The sequence below is a fragment of the Armatimonadota bacterium genome, assembly GCA_013314775.1.
Taxonomy (GTDB): Bacteria; Armatimonadota; Zipacnadia; order Zipacnadales; family JABUFB01; genus JABUFB01.
Map to the genome: position 1 here is coordinate 271,716 of JABUFB010000009.1, position 20,077 is coordinate 291,792.

General features: G+C 62.8%; 16 protein-coding genes. 2 read left to right on the top strand and 14 right to left on the bottom strand.

The features are described from left to right. Positions 1–27 precede the first annotated feature (27 nt). Together HPY44_12465 and HPY44_12470 are read left to right on the top strand one after the other, a co-directional pair. Entirely contained in the window at positions 28–1,176 is a 1,149-nt protein-coding gene (locus tag HPY44_12465) for a trypsin-like peptidase domain-containing protein (GenBank protein NSW56817.1), read from the top strand. A 126-nt stretch (positions 1,177–1,302) separates the two neighbouring features. Then, positions 1,303–4,809: a DUF4091 domain-containing protein gene (locus HPY44_12470; protein ID NSW56818.1), complete on the top strand. Its 3,507-nt coding sequence runs from the start codon at positions 1,303–1,305 to the stop codon at positions 4,807–4,809. Positions 4,810–4,894: 85 nt separating this feature from the next. Here HPY44_12470 and HPY44_12475 read toward each other — a convergent pair whose 3' ends face one another. From HPY44_12475 to pyrF, 14 genes are all read right to left on the bottom strand, one after another. Then, a complete protein-coding gene (locus HPY44_12475; protein ID NSW56819.1) occupies positions 4,895–5,911 on the bottom strand; it encodes a hypothetical protein in 1,017 nt (338 codons plus the stop codon). Between the two features lie 167 nt (positions 5,912–6,078). Then, the gene (locus tag HPY44_12480; protein ID NSW56820.1) at positions 6,079–7,593 is read right to left on the bottom strand and encodes a hypothetical protein; all 1,515 of its coding nucleotides are present in this window, start codon (positions 7,591–7,593) and stop codon (positions 6,079–6,081) included. A gap of 433 nt (positions 7,594–8,026) precedes the next feature. Then, the gene (locus tag HPY44_12485) at positions 8,027–8,506 is read right to left on the bottom strand and encodes a pilus assembly protein (protein ID NSW56821.1); all 480 of its coding nucleotides are present in this window, start codon (positions 8,504–8,506) and stop codon (positions 8,027–8,029) included. A gap of 391 nt (positions 8,507–8,897) precedes the next feature. Beyond that, a complete protein-coding gene (locus tag HPY44_12490) occupies positions 8,898–10,328 on the bottom strand; it encodes a hypothetical protein (protein NSW56822.1) in 1,431 nt (476 codons plus the stop codon). A gap of 177 nt (positions 10,329–10,505) precedes the next feature. Next, the gene (locus HPY44_12495) at positions 10,506–11,423 is read right to left on the bottom strand and encodes a dihydroorotate dehydrogenase (protein NSW56823.1); all 918 of its coding nucleotides are present in this window, start codon (positions 11,421–11,423) and stop codon (positions 10,506–10,508) included. After that, complete coding sequence (locus HPY44_12500) at positions 11,423–12,217, bottom strand: dihydroorotate dehydrogenase electron transfer subunit (GenBank protein NSW56824.1); 795 nt, start codon at positions 12,215–12,217, stop codon at positions 11,423–11,425. Before HPY44_12500 ends, HPY44_12495 begins: the two co-directional genes overlap by 1 nt. A 71-nt stretch (positions 12,218–12,288) precedes the next feature. Next, positions 12,289–13,812 (bottom strand): argininosuccinate lyase, encoded by a 1,524-nt coding sequence (argH, locus tag HPY44_12505; GenBank protein NSW56825.1) that lies wholly within the window; start codon positions 13,810–13,812, stop codon positions 12,289–12,291. Continuing rightward, a complete protein-coding gene (locus HPY44_12510; protein NSW56826.1) occupies positions 13,813–15,009 on the bottom strand; it encodes a trypsin-like peptidase domain-containing protein in 1,197 nt (398 codons plus the stop codon). A gap of 102 nt (positions 15,010–15,111) precedes the next feature. Further along, positions 15,112–15,642 (bottom strand): ferritin family protein, encoded by a 531-nt coding sequence (locus HPY44_12515; GenBank protein ID NSW56827.1) that lies wholly within the window; start codon positions 15,640–15,642, stop codon positions 15,112–15,114. A gap of 118 nt (positions 15,643–15,760) precedes the next feature. Continuing rightward, positions 15,761–16,147 (bottom strand): HEPN domain-containing protein, encoded by a 387-nt coding sequence (locus HPY44_12520; GenBank protein NSW56828.1) that lies wholly within the window; start codon positions 16,145–16,147, stop codon positions 15,761–15,763. A 101-nt stretch (positions 16,148–16,248) separates the two neighbouring features. Next, entirely contained in the window at positions 16,249–16,404 is a 156-nt protein-coding gene (locus HPY44_12525) for a nucleotidyltransferase domain-containing protein (GenBank protein NSW56829.1), read from the bottom strand. Positions 16,405–16,415: 11 nt separating this feature from the next. After that, a complete protein-coding gene (gene argG / locus HPY44_12530) occupies positions 16,416–17,663 on the bottom strand; it encodes an argininosuccinate synthase (protein NSW56830.1) in 1,248 nt (415 codons plus the stop codon). Positions 17,664–17,783: 120 nt separating this feature from the next. Next, the gene (gene pyrB, locus HPY44_12535) at positions 17,784–18,959 is read right to left on the bottom strand and encodes an aspartate carbamoyltransferase (GenBank protein ID NSW56831.1); all 1,176 of its coding nucleotides are present in this window, start codon (positions 18,957–18,959) and stop codon (positions 17,784–17,786) included. 47 nt (positions 18,960–19,006) lie between these two features. Beyond that, the gene (gene pyrF, locus HPY44_12540) at positions 19,007–19,918 is read right to left on the bottom strand and encodes an orotidine-5'-phosphate decarboxylase (protein NSW56832.1); all 912 of its coding nucleotides are present in this window, start codon (positions 19,916–19,918) and stop codon (positions 19,007–19,009) included. Between the last annotated feature and the right edge of the window lie 159 nt (positions 19,919–20,077).

Below are 20,077 nucleotides of genomic sequence, written 5' to 3' on the forward strand. Positions count from 1 at the left end.
CCAGCCCTTTGCGATGGGAGGACCACTGTGAGTTCCAGGAGCGGCCCCAGCGCATGTTCCGTCGTCGTGCTCGCGTTGATCTTCGGGGTCATCGGCGGGGGGGTAGGCGCGTGGCTGTTCACACGCACCCAGGGCGAGACCCCTCCGCCGGTCAACCTGCCGACACAACCCGGCACCACCGTCTCTCAGAGCGCCGGGACTCTCGAAGTCGTCACTGACAAGGACGCCATCGTCAATGCGGTCAAGCGCATCAGTCCCTCGGTGGTGAAGGTCATCGGCAGCCGCCCACCCCGCAATTGGCAGGAGCTACTGATGAGCGGCGGCATCATCGAGGGCATGGGCTCCGGCTTCATTTTCGAGTATGACGGCCGCAAGCTGGTCATGACTAACACTCATGTTATCGGTGATTTCACAGACCTGACCCTCAAACTCACCGACGGCCGGGAACTCAAGGCCAAGCCCCTTGGCCGCAAGCAGGCCGAAGACCTTGCAGTGCTGGAGATCATCGACCCGCCGGACGACCTCGTCGCGGCGAAGCTGGGGGACTCTCAGAAACTTTCCCCGGGCGAATGGGTCATCGCTGTCGGCAACCCCTTCAACTTCGAGCACACCGTCACTGTCGGCGTGGTCAGCGCCCTGGCTATGCGCCAGATCGGCGAAACGACCCGCAATGTGATCCAGACCGATGCAGCGATCAACGCCGGAAACAGCGGCGGCCCGCTGGTGGACCTCGCAGGTAATGTGGTCGGGATCAATTTCGCGATTTTCGACCCCCAGCGCAACCAGGTGGCCACCACGGTGGGCATAGGCTTCGCGATCCCCATCAATGAAGCCAAGGAACTCATGTATTTCCTGGTCCACCGAGGGCCGTACGTGGGCTTTGCCCAGGTCACGCCCAACAGCATGGGCCTGTCCCGCTTCCTCGGGCTGGACACTGACAAGGGCTTTGTGGTGCGCGCGATCTACACCCCCAGCCCGGCAGCGGAAGCGGGGATCGAGATCCACGACGTGATCCTGGCCGTCGACGGAAAGCCCATAGCCAGCCTGGATGAACTTCAGAGGGCTATCTTCCGACACAAGATCGGCGAGACCATCACCTTCACCGTGCAGCGGGGCCGCAAGACTCTTGACGTAAAGGTAGTCGCCGGCAGAGCCCCGGACGACATCTACTTCTGACGCGCGCTGGATCGGTTATGACACAGTGTAATGGCCGCCGCATATGTCTGTGAGCAGACCGCCGGCGGCTATTTCACATTGCGCACTTGGAAAGGACGGTTGGCTACCGTGGCGTCTCCCAAGCACATGGCATCTCTTCCAATCCACCTCTGTACGGTTCTCACTCTCGCCCTGGCTCTCTCGGCATCGGCCGACCTCATACGAAACCCTTCCTTTGAGTCCGGCGCGGACATGCCGGATCACTGGCGGCTGTCGGCGCCAGATGGCAGGTGGGAGAAGGGCGGCAATAGCGGCGAACGCTCTGTCAGCGTCACCAGAGACGGCGAACGAGAGACCAACGCGTGGTTCCAGGATGACATCCCGGTGGAGCCATTCACGACCTACCGATTTGCTTTCCACGCCCGAGCCGGAGCTGGATCAGGTGGCGGCTGCATCGTTTCAGGCCCGGATTTCGCCAATCGCGACCTGAACGTCTCAGACCGCTGGACGCGCCAGTCCCACGTGTTCACAACCCGTCCCGGACAGAAACGGATGTCGGTGCGTCTGGGCCAGTGGATGAAGACCGGCACGGTGTATTTCGATGACGTCTCTGTTCAGCCGGTGACCCCGGTCTATCGGAACACCGGCGGAGTGGTCCTTGGCGAGGGCGAGAAAATCTCCGCCGGGTCGTATTCCTTCCGCGCGCCATTGTCGGGAGAGGGCTCCAATCACTCCCGTCCGCTTGAATCATTCAGCGCCGGCTTCAACTCCAATCGCTGGGTGTTTTCCCCGGGCACCCACGTTACCTACCGTCATGCACTGCCGGGGGCACGCTTCACCAGCGGCAGACTGCGAGTGACTGTCAACTACTACTCCGCTGGTGACTGCATTGTTGAGGCTTCTGCGGATGGCGAACAGTACGTTCAACTGGCTCGCATTGGAGCCGTTGAAACGGGGGAGTATGGGCTCCCTGCGAACCTGTTTCCTGCCGCCGCTCTTTGGATAAGACTGCGCAGCCCCGGCCAGGAGGAAGCCCGCGAGGATTCCAACCCCGGTTCATTCCAAGTCAATGACTATGCCTTCACCGCGAACCTGGACCACGACATGCCCGACGCCATTGGCTCAACGCGTTACCTGGACGTACCCGTCACTGATCCACGCCTCGCGGTAACAGTGGATGACCTGGGCGCGCTCCTGCCGGGCGGCGAGAACCGGGCCCGAGTGCGTCTGGCGAACCGCACCGGCGAGCCGATGACCTGCAGTGTCCGGGTCACTGTCGCCGACGGGAGCACGACGCCGGATGTTCCCGGCCGCGAGACTGCCGCGCAGGTGACGGTACCCGGGAACGGCGAGGCATCGGCGGAGGTGGATTACCTTGTTGCCGGTGCAGGCGAAGGCGACCTGCAACTGACGGTCGCCGCAGGGGGTGAGACGCTGTTCACGGCGGCAACCCGTTTCACCGTCCCGAGCCTGTATGCGTCCGACTATGGCGCACCGGTCACCAGCCTGCCGGACTGCGACCTATGGTGGTGCGAGGGCACCTACAAGGTGAGCCGAGAGCGCCCGGCGGTTGTCGCGATGCAGGGCCAGCTCAGTCCAGTGTCGCTGTCAGCGGCGCGCAATGAGTTCGAGCCCTGCCAGATCGTGCTGAGCCCGAAGCGCAATATCAGCGGCTTGCGCGCACGCGCCCAGGACCTCATCGGACCGGGAGAGGCGCGCATCTCCGCTGGGAACGTGGAGATCTGCAGCGTTTGGTATCACTATGTCGAGCATCCCACGGACGCGGCCGGCTGCCAGGGCTGGTGGCCCGATGCCCTGCCGCCGCTGGAGGAGCCCATTGATCTGACCGCGGGGCAGAACCAGCCGTTGTGGCTCACGGTGAAGGTGCCAGCAGATGCGCGTGCAGGCCTCTATCGCGGGGCCATCGAGTTGGTTGCAGAGGGCTTCCAGGCAACTGTGCCGCTGGAGCTCCGCGTCTGGGATTTCGCGCTGCCCGAAGAGCCCTCGCTCACCAGCGCCTTCGGGCTCAGCCCGGGGACTATATGGCAGTACCAGAATATCACCGACGAGGCCACGCGCGACCACGTCTGGGACCTTTATATGCAGAACTTCCGCGATCACCGCATCGCCCCGTACTCCTTCTGGCGCAGTCCCATCAAAGTGGAGTACACGGGCTTCGACTGGACAGGCGGCCAGGTGGTTGCCGGCGACGCCTTCGAGGGTGACAAGTGCCTGCAGATCGTGGATGACAGTGAGTCCGCATCCATCGCCGCCACGGCGGCCCGGCGAGTGAATGTCGACCCTGACGCGCTATACACGCTGTCTTTCGCGGCTCGCACCACCGACCCGGGCCAGCGGTACCTGGTCACACTCCAGAGCTACAATGCCTCCGGCAACTGGATATCGGGACACAATCTTGACCTAGCGTTCACCGGTGCCGGAACCTGGAAGCGGGAGCAGATTACATTCCGTCCCGCCGACCGGTCGCCTCAGGCGCGCAGCCTCCTATTGGTCCTGCGCCCCGCGCCGTGGACGGAAGACGGCAAGCACATCGGCACTGCGTGGTTCGACGCAATCAGCCTGACGCGCGAAGGCTCCGAAGAGAACCTCGTCGCCGGCGGCGGGTTCGAGGAGGGCCCCGGCGCGGTCCGTCCTGAAGTGGACTTCACTGCCTGGGACGTCGAAGCCCGCAAGTACCTGGACGAATACCACTTCACCGCTTTCAGTCTCCCCCTGGCGGGGCTTGGCGGTGGGACCTTCCACGAGCGCCACTACGGGAAGATCGGTCCATACGACCAGGGCACGCCGGAGTACCGTCGTATCTTCCGCGACTACTGCATGCAGATCCAGAATCATCTGCAAGAGAACGGCTGGCTGGACAAGGCTTACGTCTACTGGTTCGACGAGCCTGAGCCGAGGGACTACGAGTTCGTGCGCGAAGGCATGCAGGAGATCAAGCTTGCCGGGCCGCTGATCCAGCGCATGCTCACCGAGGAGCCCACCCCGGCGCTGTTCGGCGCGGTGGACATCTGGTGCCCGGTCCTGAGCAATATGGAACCCGAGATCTGCCGCGAACGCCAGGAACTTGGCGAGAAGATTTGGTGGTACGTCTGCACCGGCCCAAAGACGCCATACCCCGGCCTGTTCATCGACCATCCCGCCGTAGACTTGCGAGTCTGGCTGTGGATGAGCTGGAAGTGGAACGTTCAGGGCGTCCTGGTGTGGGCATCCAACTACTGGACCAGTTCCTGCGCCTACCCGAATCAGCCGCAGAACCCCTGGGAAGACCCCATGGGCTACGTGTCCGGCTACGGGCTTCCCGCGGGGCATATCGCGTACTGGGGCAACGGAGACGGCCGGTTCCTGTATCCACCGAATAAGGACATCAACGCGAACCGCGAGCCCTTCGTGACGGGGCCGGTCAACTCGATCCGCTGGGAGATGCTGCGTGAGGGCATGGAGGACTTCGAGTACTTCGCGCTGCTCAAGAAGCTGACCGCTGCGCAACCGGGGACTGAGTACGAGCGACTGCTTGCAGTGCCCGAGGACGTGGTCAAGTCCCAGACCGAGTTCTCGCTGGATCCCCGGCCCATGTACCAGCACCGAGAAGCGATGGCCAGGGCGATCGAGGCACTGAGTCAGCAGGGAAAGTAGACGGCGCAACCGTTCCCTCCGAACACAGCGCGGGCGAGGCATTCATTGCCTCGCCCGCGCTGCTCTCCAGGCGGATGCCGCCGCTTTAGTACAATAGGTGTGTCGGCTTGATGCCCTTGACCGTGCCGCCGGGTTTCGTGAAATCGATGAAGCGTCCGTAGACGACCTTGTCGCTCCCTTGCTTCCTGCAGTCCTCCAGCCACCAGGCCCCGAAACGTGTGATAGTGAAGTAGGCGTTGTTCCCACTCGACCCTTCGTAGACGCAGAATGGGACGATCATGATGCGCGGATTGTCGTGGTGGAAGTTCTCGAAGGTGTCATTCCGCCAGCGCGGCCATTGGGCGCGTCTCAGACGGGAGTCCCAGTCGGTCTCCAGATCGGCCATCCACTGGCCCGTTCGCTGCCCCGGGCGGTTATAGACGATGTCCCCTTCGCGTACTCGGCAGAGTTCTTCGATCTCGGGCTCGACCGTGCCCTTGAGGGCCTCGTCCCAGTCTACCCCACTGGGGGTGTCCAGCCAGCCGAAGATGCCGTACGAGCGGGACTGGGTGGTGGGGTCATCGCAGAAGTGCATATCCATGCCCAGGCCGTACTCGACATAGGTGCCTTCCGAGACCCACATCGGGCTGATGCAGGTGCCCAGGTCCAGATGGGCCGCCGCCGCGGTGCGGGAGACGCGCACTCCTCGCATTCCGATCACAGGCAGGAAGATGTAGTCCACCCACTTGGTGGCGGTGACGGTGAAGCTCCCTTTGCTGGGCGCCGGACCGAAATCGGGAATCTCCTCGCCCTCGGCATAGACCCCGGTGGTGACCTGGAAAACTTGAGCCTGGTCGGCGGGGATGTTGGCGCGGGCCGTCTCCAGCGCCGTGGTCACGGCAAGGTCCGTGTTCGGCAGGTCCTGCGCCCCTCCCAGACAGCCGGCATCCGCAATCTGCTGGCACTGCTGGGCGGAAAGCACCACCTGTCCGACGTCCAAAGCCATGCCCATGAACGCCAGGAGCACGACCAGCGCAAACAGCGTGGTTGCGACTGTAGCGCCTCTTCTTGCATTGCGGCCTGAGTTGAGCCCGACGTGGCCTCCCGTGCGAAGTGATCGCATGGAACAGCCCCCCTGAAGCACAGTCTCCCGCTACCCGCTGCGTGCAAGCAGATGAGCGGGTCAACTCAGTTCGACGCTATAGTGCGCCTGGCCTGAGCTGCCGGTACTGCCCCCCAGGTTGTCTGCTCTGGACGCTGGTCGCCTCCTGGCGTCCGACTGCGCGGAGTCTAGTACATCAGGTGTGACTGGCCGACCTCAACCTGCCCCACGCCCACCATCAGTGTTTTCAGCTTCGCGGCGTCGTAGGTGTAGAACGCATACCCGCCATTGCGGCACAGTGACGCGTTGTACTCGGAGTCTGCCCCCATGTCGCCCGAAGCTGTTCCCTGATCGAGAGTCACCGTGTGGATCCGGATCCCCTTTGCCGCGAGCTTGTCCGCGATGTATGTCCCCAGGGCCTTGATCGAGCTGTCGCCGGCGCTGCCCCCACCCCACCAGGGCATGCCGTCACTTACCAGAACGACAACGTGCTCGGCATCGCTATTTGCGAAGTCATAGTCCAGCAGCTCGTCGATCCACGCCTTCAACTGGTTTTTTTGGGTCGTCGTGCCGTTTTTCCAGTACCAGCCGATGTCCTTATGCACCCAGAGAGTGGTACTGCGACGACCGTACTTCTTGCCATTGAACCACTTCACCTGTGTATACTTGCTGGCATTGACACTCCGGTAAGGCTCCCACTGATTGTACGTGCCCTTGCTGTAGCAGTTGGTGCTGCTGGCCGTCTCCCACCACTTGTCGGCATAGAAGTGATCAATGAACTCCTGCCATCGCGCCTGAGCGTCGGATGCTTCCGCGAAGCCAAGCCCCGCCCGAAGGAGCCCCGTGTACATGTTCGTCCAGGAGTTGTGCTGTGGTGCTTGGTTGTACGGGACAGTAGGCATCCCGGCCACGTAATCGCTGAGCGGGTCGCTATACTCATCGGGCCCGGTGGAGTACTTCGCCGTCTCGTACTCGTCGGTTGGATGAATATCATGGAATAGGTTCGTGTCCATCCGTGAGCGGTCATCCATGAACTCATGAATGGCGTGCTGACCAAATCCGCAGATACCCACCCGGTCTCCGTCCGCGAAACACTCGCGCATGAACTTGATGAACTCCACATTCCCGGTTCGCGCGTACGGGAACTCGTCCTCAAACGACCCCGACTGGTCCTGCGCCAGCATGACCTCGACAGGCGGTCTCGGACTGCGTGAGACCGTGAGGGTTGCTATGGCGCGGGCGGTGAGATTGACGGTCTCAATGCCGAGTACCTTGGCAAAGTACAAATGTATCGGACCATCTGCCGCATCTTCAGTTCGACGTCCAATCACCTGAACCGCCACGGTCCCGTCGGGGACGGAGATCACGCCTTCGCTTACCTCGAACGGGTGTATGACATGGTTTTCATAATCCCAAGCGCCCACGACAATGTCATTGTCCGGGTCGAGGGTCAAGTTGCCGTCCCAGACCCGGTTCGCCTGTGCCGTGGCAACGGCGGCGTCAACGGCCGCCACGGGATCCAGGCTCATCTGCAGTGCGCTCACAGCCGCTAGCGCAGCAGCGTCCACTGCGTTCTGCAGCTGCTGCTTGGCCAAGGCCGCCACACCGTAGTCGATGCACAGGGCCGCCATCCCCAACAGTACGGCCAGTGAGAAGAGTACTGTGGCGATGACCGCCCCGCGCCCTTTTCGGACCCTATGCATACTGGTTGCCCCCCAGCATGGTCCGTGAGATTATTCGCCCGCGTGCAATCACGCAGGTGGCGGACGGTCGTCCTGCCCGGGTTTCAGTTCTCGCCCCGGATATCAAGGTGCGCCTTTGGACTGCGACCTGCCAGTCTCCGAAGACAGACAGGAGCTACCAAGGGCCGGTCGACACTTGTAAATCTACCTCCTGCACACCTCTCCTTCCCCGACTGAAGGTATAGCCCCGCATAACGGGCCCGGCTCCCTCAACCCCCAATGCAAAATGCCCCGGCGCCACTCCACGAGTCTCCGTCCTGGCAGACTGGTGGGGTGGCGCCGGGTCTCTGAGGGAGCCCCTACTTAGGGCCCGGGACAGCAAACCGTTTGATTGCCCCCGCTCCGATCAGCGACATCGACCGCGCTGCCCCCCAGCGCTTGGCCATTTCACGCGCTATTCGCGGCGCATCACCGCACTTGCGCGGAGTGTCTTGGTGTGGGCAGTGGTGTCGTCGGCGAACCTGCCGAACAAGCCTCCGAGCATGAGGTGATGGTCGTATGAAGCTCTCACGCGAATCTGTGCGCCCAAGGGTGCGGTGTTGCGGACGCCGTCATCCGTCAGGGTCTGCCATTGGGACCAATATCCACCTGAATACGTTCGAAACTCCAGGACAACGGTCATTGCATCCGGGTCCAAGCGACCCAGGCTACCCTCCATCCGGTCGAGAACCTCTGTTACGGTGGAACCGGTGCATGCCACACGCGCGCCCTCACGCGTGACATTGTTGAGCTGCATCAGACTGCTGAAGATCATGCCGAACTCAATGATTCCGAACAGCGCAATTATCAGGAACGGCGTAACCATCGCCATTTCGACGGATGCCGTTCCCCCGCGCATCCCGCGGCCCCGCGTTCGAGCTCGATTGACGGGCATGTCCTTCACCTCGGCTCTCGCTCCCCGCCTCATCATCCATCGAACCCAGTATACCCCGAAACTCAACGTTTAGTCAAGACATTATCAAGAGAAACGCTGGAATACCGCATTTTTTCCTCGAAGCTCCCTCGCCGTAGGCCCTCCAACCACACTATCGGGGACGAGCGACGCATCTACAGCGTTCGCATGTCACAGTCACGCAACATTCGCAGGGGCTCCGGACGGCCGACCCGGGCATTTGTTCCGTGCCTCCGTGGAGCAAAGGTCTTCCCCTGCGTCCGCCGCCGTTTCTCCGGCTGGACCCGCAGCTTGTACCCTGGCAGGAATCACGAAAGAGCCCGCCGGAAATGCGCGGCGGGCTCTTTGTCGTCGGGAGGCTGTTCTCGTCCGGTTACTTGCCGGAGACCCAGGCGAGGAACTCGTCGTAGCTGTCGTTGAACTGGGCCAAGGTCTTGACCACGGGCAGATAGGTGTCGAACTCATCGACCTTCATGCCGTCCGGCTCGTAGGCCTTGCGGAACAGCTCGGACTTGTAGAGCTTGTCCAGCGTGCCCGGGGGGAGGGGGGTCCACATGCCGTTGGGGTCGATTTCCCGGGGTTCGGCGTCGAACTCTTCCTGGCGGTTGGGGAATACGGTGAGCCACAGCGGCACTTCCGGCTCACTGTGCACCGAGCGCAGGATATTCCAGGGGCCACGGCCGGAAGCGGGCAACGGCCGGGACTTGGTGAACCCGAGACCGCCGCGCTGCGGAGCGAAACTAAGCAGCCGGTACTCGCGCTGCCGGATGGCGGTGGTGCACCAGGTCTTGACCTCCTCCCAGTCGGGGATGAACTCCTTGAGTTCATCGCCCACAGGGTCGTCCAGGCGGCCGTCCATCTGGGTCCGGTAGCTGACCTTGCAGGTGCTGTTCTTCTCGATGGCGCCGGCGAACGCGATCTGCTGGGGCAGAGAGAAGTTGACGGTAACGTTCACGCCCATGCCGCAGCGGGTAGCCTCGGCGGCGACATCGATCCCGGCCTTGGTTCCAGGGACCTTGAACACGCAGTTCGGGACGCCCTGAAGCTCGCGCTCAAGCTGGCCCCAAACCCACTTGGCTTCCTTGATCATCTGGTCGGCATCGGTGGCGTTCTTCGGGCTGAGCTGCAGGCTGACGTATCCCATCTCGCCGTCGGTGAGCTCCCAGATCGGGCGCAGCAGCCGGGCGTTATGCACGACGACCTGGATGGTCAGCGCGTAGGCCAGGTCTACCGGGCCGTAATTGGGGTGCGCCTCGAGCAGCCTGTCGCGAACTGGGGTCCAGTACTCCGGCTCTTCCTCACGAGCGACATTGACGAGAACTGGGTTGGTGGTGACCATCGCCGCACCGCGTCGCATTGCATCGCGCAGGTGGGAGGCGTAATCATTGCCCCAGTAGGTGTTGACCGGCCCGAAAAGGCTCATCCGTGTGAGCTTCAGCAGATTGCTGGACTTGATAGCGGCGATTTCGGCTTCTGCAGCGTCTGCGAGATCAGCCCGACCCCAGTCCCGGAGCATTCCGATGCACTGCTTGCTCTCGCCCTCGAGTACTGCCTCGTTGGTGGTGCAGCAGGCCGCGGAGTGCTCGTGCTGGACATTGCACTTCAGGGCCCAGTCGGCAAGGCCGGACTGCAGGTCGATCGCCAGTTCCTTGATGCCCTCGGCGATTTCGGCCTGTCGCTCGTCACTGGCGCCGGGGAACTCTTTCTTCAGCTCAGCCTGCCACGCGTTCAAATCGGTGGAGAGCCGGTCACACGGGGTGCGGAACATGAAGTTCTGCAAGATATTCAGGGTGTCTTCCGTCATCTGTACTCGCTCCTCACAGGGCGACGGCTGCCGACCTGGTATTTGATCGCGGCCCGGGGGCCACGAGAAACGCCAGTATATCACAAGAAAACTCAGGCGCAAACGCCGGGGAGACAGCGACCGGATCACGCGCAGACGCGTACGAAGCCGGAACGCACCGGGAACTGGACTGGGGATTCAGCCTGTCTGCACCGCACCAACTAGCTCTGCGATTCGACTTACGCCGTGAGTCCCGCAGAAATCCCGCAAGCCGTGGACCACCTTGAGCGCGGCCCGTGGATCCACGAAGTTCGCCGTGCCAACCGCCACCGCACTCGCTCCGGCAAGGATGAACTCAACCGCGTCCCTGGCGGTCATTATCCCGCCCGAGCCGATGATCGGCACATCCAACTCTCGTGCAAGCTGCCAGACCATGCGCACAGCGACCGGGCGAATGGCTGGTCCGGATAGGCCACCGGTGACGTTTGCCAGCACCGGGCGGCGACGCTCGACATCGATCGCCATGCCCAGCAGTGTGTTGATCGCCGACAGCGCGTCGGCGCCTGCCTCGACCGCCGCTTCTCCCATGACCAGGATGTCGGTGACGTTGGGCGAGAGTTTGACAACGAGCGGGTGAGTGGTTTGGCCACGGACGGCCTGCACAAGATCGCGGATCAGGACCGGATCGACCCCGAACTGCATCCCACCGTGCTGAACATTGGGGCAGCTTATGTTGACCTCGATGGCTGCGATCGACGGCACCGGATCCAGCCGCCGGGCAAGCTCCGCGTACTCATCAACGGTACGGCCGGAGATATTGACGATGACCGCCGTGTCGAAACGGGACAGGCTGGGGAGCTTGTCGGTGATGACCGCATCGATGCCCGGGTTCTGCAGGCCGATGGCATTGAGCATCCCGGCCGGGGTTTCAGCGATGCGCGTCGGGGGATTCCCCTCCCGCGGCTCGAGAGTGGTTCCTTTGAGGATGATTCCCCCGAGTGCCGACAGGTCATAGAACTCGGCATACTCTTCACCGTATCCGAAAGTGCCGGAGGCAGTGAGGATCGGGTTCTTGAGCTGGATCTTGCCCACGGTGGTAGTCAGGTCGGGAGTCATCACTCGCTCAGCTCCTCCCAGGCAACCTCGCTGGCGCTGAAGACGGGCCCGTCCTTGCACACCCTGCGGTGTTTGGGTTGCAGCCGGGTCGGGATCACACAGCCCAGACACGCACCCACCCCGCAGCCCATGAACTGTTCAAGCGACGCCCAGCAGGGAACGCTCTGTTCTGCGCAGAGCTCCGCCACGCGCGCCATCATAGGCCGTGGCCCGCAGGTATAGACGATGTCGACACCGCGCTGCAGCTGCTCGGAGACGAGTTCCGTAACCAGCCCGCGCGCCCCCGCAGTGCCGTCTTCTGTGGCTGCCTGGAACGCCTCGCAGCGACCGGCGAAGTCCTGCCAGCACACCAACATGTCCTCAGTTGCCGCGCCCAGGAGCCCACGCACATAGTGCTGCTGTTCGGCAAGCTGCAGCGTGTCGGCCAGGAAGATTAGCGGCGCGACGCCCACTCCGCCCGCTACCAATAGAACCCTGCTATCTTCCTCCGGCACCGGGAAACCGTGACCGAGAGGACCAATGATGTCTAGCGCGCTTCCTGGCGCGAGGTTGGACAGGATCGCGGTGCCCCTGCCAACCGCGCGCACGAGAATCTCGATGCGCCCCCGGTAGTTGTCGCGCAGCATGATGCTGATCGGCCTGCGCAGGAGCGGGTCGTCGGTACCAGACACGCGCACGTGAACGAACTGGCCCGGAGTCGCAGCGTGCGCGATCGCCGGGCAGTCAAGCTCAAGGGTGATATGATGCGGCGCAACTTCCTCGCGGCGCGTGATTCTCGCGGCCAGGGACTCCATCGCGGGATCCCCCACGGGGTCGGCCCATCGTCGGCCGGTGATGCGAACAGGTGTGCAGTTCACGCGAGCTTTCAGCGCAGGTTCATGTCTTCCAGCGCCCCACCGGCCAGGACGTGCTCAGCGATCTTGCGCGTCATCGCATACGCCTCATTCAGTCCACTGCGCCAGGCGGCGAGTTCTGCCCGACTGTTCTTGAGGCCCTCGGCAAGCAGCGCATGCATCTCAAGAACGGCCGCCGGCCCGGTGCTGCCGAGACTGACCTGCCGATTGAGACAGGAGACAGGGTCCACCACCAGCGCTATCTCTTCCAGGCTGAGATCCTGCCCGTGCTCTGCAAGGAGCTCGCGCACGCGTTCGTGGTCATCCAACGTCTTGCCCTCGCGCACCAGGGTCCCCACCAGGCCGCCCACGATCTCGTGGCAGGTCCGGAAGGGCAGGCCGCGCCCAGCCACGAGGTAGTTGGCAAGTTCGGTTGCGGTAGCGAAGTTGCGGCCCACAAGCTCCCGCATGCGCTCGGTGTTGAAGGTTACCGTGCGCACCATCTCCGTCACCGCACGCAGGCATAGCTCGGCGCAGTCCAGCGCGTCCCAAAGCGGCGGTTTGTCTTCCTGCAGGTCGCGGTTGTAGCCGCTGGGCAGGGCCTTGAGCATGGTCAGTATCTGCATCAGTCGCCCGTAGACCACGCCCACCTTGCCCCGGGTGAGTTCGGCAATGCAAGGGTTCTTCTTCTGCGGCATAATGCTGGAGCCTGACGAGTAGGCGTCGTCGATCTCCAACATCCGATATTCGTATGTGGACCAGAGTACGAACTCCTCGGCGATCTTGGACAACGCGGACATCATGATCGCGAGGTCCGCCACCGTCTCGGCAGCCCAGTCTCGGGTGCCCACGCAGTCGAGGCTGTGCGGCTGGACATCAGCGAAACCCAGCAGGCGCGCGCTCAGGCGGCGGTCGGTGGGGAACGAAGTGCCCGCAAGTGCAGCGGCCCCCAGCGGGCAGGTGTTCACACGCGTGTACAGGTCGGACAAGCGCTGATCGTCCCGCGCGAGACCGGCGGCGTGACCCGTGAGCCAGAAGGCCACGGAAATCGGCTGGGCATGCTGGGTGTGGGTGTAGCCCGGCATGACCGTCTGCTCGTGCCCCTCCGCCCGGTCGAGGAGCGCCTGCCGCAGTTCCGCCAGGGCGTCACGAATGTCGATGAGTCTGGCGCGGCAGTGCATCTTGCCGTCGGTGGCTACCTGGTCATTGCGGGAGCGTGCGGTGTGCAAGCGGCCACCCATCTCCGGTCCGGCTCCCTGGCGCAAGTACGTCTCCACGTTCATGTGGACATCCTCAAGCTCGCGCTTGAGTTCAAAGCTTCCGTCTTCCCACGCTTGGCGAGCATGCTCGAGCCAACGCAGGATCTCCCGCAGGTCCTCTTGAGAGATGATACCGCAGCTTGCCAGCATGATGCTGTGGGCCTGACTGCCCCAGATATCTTCAAACACCATGCGGCCGTCTGCGCCCGTCGATTCCGATATCTGCAGGGCAATGTCGGCCATCTCCGCCGAAAACCGTCCGCCCCAGAGCTTACTCGACTTGCCGTCGCCTGACATTTACTCGTTCCCTTCGTCCGTATCCGCAGGAGCTTTCCCGTCCACAATCGCTTTCAGTTCGGGCCACAACTGGTCCCCCAGCCGGGCCAAAGCGAAGTACATGGCCTCGAATGCCTCGAAGCCCAAGCCGTTCTCCGTGGTGAAAATCTGGGAGAAGCGCACCTCACCGTCGCTCTTATCCCATTCGAACTTACCGATGTTCACCCGCCAGTTATAGTCCATCAAGGTGCGTAGGACGGTATCGATGTTCGCCTGGTCGGGAGGAGCCATGAGGTAGCGGTTGAGGTACAGGTAGACCAGTTCGCGGTTCGCATCGACCACGATATTGGGGTGGTGAACGGCATTCTCGAGAGTAATTTCGGTGGTGATGAGCGGGTGCTGGAGGTCGGTCTTCACCTCGTACTTCACTTGCATTCGGTCGAGATACTCGCTCAACAGCGCCACGGCGTTTTTCGCGAAGTCACTGATGCCCTCGCCGGCCGCGCCCTGGATGGTGCCGGGTGCGACGCGGTCGGACATGATCTGGACCACCGCGGGGCTGGCCATGGCGTCGAGTTCATTGAGTTCCAGACGTCCCTTGGCCTTGCCCACGGACATCCAGTCGAAGTCAGGGATCGACGCGAACATGGGCATCGCGAAACTGATCGGGATGGCATAGACCTCGCCGGCCTTGACGCGCGCCCCATCGACGTTGGCCATTAGCAGCGAACTGATTACCCCTATGACTTCGCCATTCTGGTTGAGCAGCGGTCCTCCACTGTTGCCCGGGTTCGCGACCGCATCGGTGACGATCAACTGGTTGGCGTCTTCGGTGCGGATCGACACGATCCGGCCGCTCGTGGAGGTGATGGCGCCCTCTCCGAAGGGGAAGCCCAGCGCAAGCACCACCTCCTGCCGCTTCACCTCGGCGGAACTCCCGATGGGCAGAAACGGCAGGTGCCGGTCGGCGTCCACCTTCAGCAGCGCCAAGTCGTGATCTTGGTCCACGCTGAGGATCGTCGCCGGGATTCGCTCGCGCCCGCGTAACACGACTTCCACGGACTTGGCGCGATGGACGACATGCTCGTTTGTGATCACGTACCCGCGCGAGTCCACGATGAAGCCGGAGCCGAAGGACGTGAGGTCATCGGCCTGGGCCGGCACGGTCGCCAGCAACAGGGCGACCGTCGCCGCTATCAGAAGGATGCGCGCAGCCATGAAAGGGGTCTCCTTTTCACGCAGCCACGGAAGCAGCGCAGACACACCGGCCCGCGGTATTTCGCGGCCCAATGTGTCGCGCACGGGAAAGCGGGCAGGTGGCTATCCGGTGACGCCCCACTGCTCCTCGTCGAAGAACCACTTCGCCGTGTCGTTCAGATAGTCTTCGGTCTGCGAAAGAAGCTGCAGGTGAAGGCGTTCGGCGTGCAGAAGAGCGTCGTAGAATGCCTTCGCGTTGGGATCGGTGGCCGCGTCGAGTTGCTCCTTGTAGTAGTCGATGCTGTCGCGTTCGCCCTGCATGGCAATGGCGTAGGCGTCGCTCAACTCGGTGTCGCACGTGACTTCGCCATCGATGTTGGCCCGGGCATTCGTGAAGACCTGTCGGATCTCCTCGGCCTGGAGCTTGCACTCGGCGTCGCACATGGCTGGATCCGGCCAGACACCGTCCTGCTCCATCTTTCCATAGTACGCTTTGATGAACTCGGCGTGCTTCGCTTCCTGGGCGGCCAGGAAGGTGAAGGTCTGCTGTGCGAGCGGGTTGCATGTCCGCTGCGCGGCATCTTCGTAGTACGCCTTCCGGTCTTCTTCCTTGTTCAGCGCCTGCTGCAGTATGACAAGCACATCATCGGCCATGGAATGACCCCTCCGTTCAGGCTGTTCGTGCCTCGCGGTCAGTAGTGGTCGGGCCCACCGGGTATCCCGAGATAGTCTCGCGCAGCCGCGAGGAACTCCGATGCATCCGCGATCTTCGTCACAGCTTCGTGCTTGTCAGCTCTTCCGTTGCGCGGTAGTCGCCAATCAGACGCCGTTCCTGCGCATCGATGAGCATCCGGTAGAACTTCGCGTCCATCAGCGACTGCCTGGCAAATACCTGCCCGAACTTGCTGATGACAGCACTGTGTTTCGACAGGTCGAGCCCTTGCTCTGCGAGGAGGGTCTCCGCAACGTAGAACATGGCATAATAGGCTCTGGACACCGTGAACCCGGCCATGCCCTCCTGCGCAGCGAGGATTCCTGCCGCCTCGATGCTGCTCTCCGCCCTGGATAACAGAGCTACGGTGTGCCGGTCAGCGCTCGTGCCACGGCGCGCCCTTCGCGGCGGATGTTCCGCACCAGCGGCTCCTCGCCAGCCAGCCACTCATTCGCGCGGATCGGCATCAACTGCACTACGCAGTTGCGCGTCAGCGAGACACGGGCGACTAAGTCCATCGTCCGGGTGATCTCGTCACCGATACGCCCTTAGTCATCCAGGATCAGGGCCACATCCACATCCGAGTCTTCACCAGCATCACCGCGCGCCCTGGACCCGTAGAGGTAGAGGCCGACCAGGCGCGGCCCGTAGATCTCCCGCAGGCCTCGCCGGAGTTCGAGCAACACCTGGTCAAGCCCCTTCAACTCGCCTTGCCTCACTTCACATACGGCATTCCACGGTGACCCATGATCTGGTACTGGAAGCCGTGGATCTTCACCGCCGGGCCCGATTCCTGCTGGTCCCAGACGATGCGGACCTCGCCCGGCTCCTTCTCGCGCTCAACGATGGCGCGCAGTTCGGGCCGGAACAGCCGGCTTTCCGACTGCCGCTCGATGATGTCGATGTTGCCCTTGTACAGGACCACCTTGTACTTGCCGTTGACCGCCCACTGGGAGGCCGCGATGAACTGGTCGCAGTCGTGCTTCAGCGGGTGATACCAGCCGCCGTGGTATACGAGATACGCCCACTGGCGCTCCACAATGGGCTTGAACAGCACCTGCTCCTTGCTCAGGCAGAGCTGCTCCATGTCCTGGTGGATGGTCAGGATGATCTTGGCCGCCGGGGCCTCGTATACCTCGCGGGACTTCAGGCCGATCATGCCGTCCTCGAACATGTCAATCTTGCCGATGCTGTGGGATCCGCCGAGATCGTTCAGGTAGTGGACGATGTTAGCCAGGCCCTCGACTCCGTCGCACTTGACCGGCAGGCCACCCTCAAACTCAATCTCCATTTCATGGGGCTCGTCGCAGGCGTTTTCCGGGTACTTGTACCAGATGAACTCGTCCTGCGGGATGCGCATCTTCAGGTTCGAGACCTCGCCCGAGCCGATGCTGCGACACCACATGGTCAGGTCGTCGCCGATCCCCGCCTTGTACGGGATGCCATACTGCTTGGACAGCTCCTTCTCCTCTTCGCGGTTCATGTTGAAGTCGCGGACCGGAACCACGATGGTCAGGTCCGGCGCGAACAGGGAGAAGACATTGTGCATGCGGAACTGGTCATTGCCCTTGCCGGTAGATCCTTCGCACAGGGAGTCGCAGCCCTGCTCGACGGCGAACTCGGCGACCTTCCGGGCGATGAGCTGCCGGGTCATAGACGTAGCGACTGGATAGCCCTCGTAGGATGAGTTCGCCCAGATGGCCTTGGTCAGGCACTCGTTGACGAACTCTTCTTCAGCGTCGATGAAGAACCACGGCACGCCCAGCAGCTCTGCCTTGGACTTGCACATCTCGATCTCAGCGTCTGTGAGCCCGACATTGACGGTGCAGGCCAGGACCTCTTCGCAGCCGTAGTATTCGGGCAGGAGCTTGAGCGCGAGCGCCGAATCGAGCCCACCGGAATACGCCACGGCACATTTCTTCACCTGCGGGATTTCGATCGTGTACTTTCCGGACAGGTCCATTTGTGTCCCTCCTTATATGGCTTGCGCCTGCATCATCGTGAGCAGGAAGCCTTTGATACATTCCCTTGCGGGATGGTTGGAATTGAGGTCGCCGGCACCGGTGGCGGAACCAGCACATTGCTACAACGTCCTCTGGACGCTGGTTTCCTCGCAGTATACGCACCGCAGGGCGCCGGGTTCATCGTAGAATAGCGGCTCCAGCGGCTCCTGGGTCGTGATGCACTTCGGGTTCGCGCAACGCGGACCCGTCACCAGTTTCGGCGCGGGCTTGCGAGGCTCGGTGGCTGCTTGCGTCGCATCGCAGGACCCGGCGGAGTTAGAGCCGCCGCCGAGGCCGAACTGCCCGCGGCTGGTGCGACTGCCCGACATGCCAAGCAGCAGTGATATGAGCGCCATGCGTACAGGGACACCACCAGCGGCCTGCTTGAAATACAAAGCGCGCGGGTCCGCGTCCACTGCCGGCGTGATCTCGTTCACCCGCGGCAACGGATGCAGGACGATCATGCCCTCCGGGCCGCGTTTCATGATCTCCGGGGTGAGGATGTATACGTTCTTGACCCGCTCATAGTCCTCGGGCCGATCAAAACGCTCCCGCTGAATGCGGGTCATGTACAGGACATCCAGCCCGGAGATGGCTTCCTCCAGGCTCGCAACCTGAGCTGGACGCCTGCCAGAGATTGCCTGGCACTCGCTCATCCACCGCTCGGGCAGCTGCAACTCATCCGGCGCGATGCAGACGATTTCCGACCCGAACCGCGCCATCATCGGCGCGAGCGAATGCACAGTGCGCCCGTACTTCAGGTCTCCACAGAGCCCGACCTTGAGCCCGTCCAGTTTCCCCTGGGCGCGGCGGATGCAGAACAGATCGGTAAGGGTCTGGGTCGGGTGCTCATGGGGTCCGTCGCCCGCGTTGATCACCGGCACGCTGGAGAAGTCCGCCGCCACTTTCGCCGACCCCGCCAGCGGATGGCGGATGACGATGATGTCGGAATACCCGGCGGCCATGCGGACGGTATCGGCAAGCGACTCGCCCTTGCTCACCGAACTCCCCGACGGGTCCGCGAAGCCGATGACCTGGCCGCCCAGGCGCAGCATGGCGGACTCGAAGGAAAGGCGGGTCCGGGTGCTGGGTTCGAAGAAGAGTGCGGCGAGGATGCGATCCAGTGGCTCTGATGGGGTGCGCTTGGACGGATCGTCAAAGCCCACCGCATCGGCCATACCGTCGGCGACGTCGAGAATCTGCAGGATTTCGGTTGTGCTCAGATCCCCGAGAGCAACCAGACTGCGCCCGGCCAGTGACACCCGCGTTCCTCCCAGATCGCCCCAGGCTGCCGCGCGGACGGTCAGCGACTGGCCAGGGCGCGGTTGATATCTTCCCGCATGTCACATGCGGCGGCGGCGGCAGCAGCAGCGTACTGTTCGGGCGCGAACCGATCGCGATACGCGGCGTCGCGCCAGGCGAAGATGATGCCCCGGGATGAGTTGACCACGGCACCCAGACCGTTGTCATCGAAAGCCCCGACGACATCGCCTGCGCCCGCTCCCTGCGCCCCATAGCCGGGCACCAGGAAAGGCACCGTGGGTGCCTCGGCGCGCATCTGGGCGAGTTGTTCAGGGAAAGTTGCGCCTGCAACGGCCCCGACCGATGAGTATCCGCAATCGCCCACAAGTTCCCGGCCCCAGGTTGCGATGAGATCAGTCATGACCTGGAAAATCGCGGCGCCACCCACATCCAGGTCCTGCAGTTCGCCTGATGAAGGGTTGGAGGTCTTGGCGAGCACGAAGAGCCCCCGGCCAGTGCGAGCCGCGACGTTCACGAACGGAAGCACACCGTCACTGCCGAGATATGCGTTGATTGTCAGCGCATCTGGGGCTGCAAGACCACCCGGCGGGTCAAGGTATGCTTCGGCATAGGCTTCCGCAGTGGAGCCGATGTCGGAGCGCTTGGCATCCAGAATCACCACAATCCCGACGGAACGTGCTTCAGCGATCACATCCCACAAAGTCTGGTAGCCGGGGGGCCCGAGCAACTCAAAGAAGGCCGCCTGCGGTTTGACTGCCACCGCGCAGTCGGCTACAGCATGTATGATTGCTACACAGAACTCAGCGAAGGCGCGCGCTGCTTCCCGTGGACCTGCTTGCGCGGCCTGTCTGAGATGCGGCGGCAAACTATCGACTCGCGGGTCCAACCCAACGCAGACGCGGCTGTCCTTCCTGCCCATCTCTGCGTGCAGGCGGTCCGCGAAATTGCCCATACGTTCACTGCCTCCGGTGTCCGAGAACCCAATCGTGAAGGTGATTATACAAGCAGCATCCGGGGGCTGTCAAAGCTCACGAGATTGAGGGGGTGCGTTTCATTCTGCAGGCCGATTGCGCGTCATCTATCGCTGTCCCGAGCGGGTCTGGACCTGCCG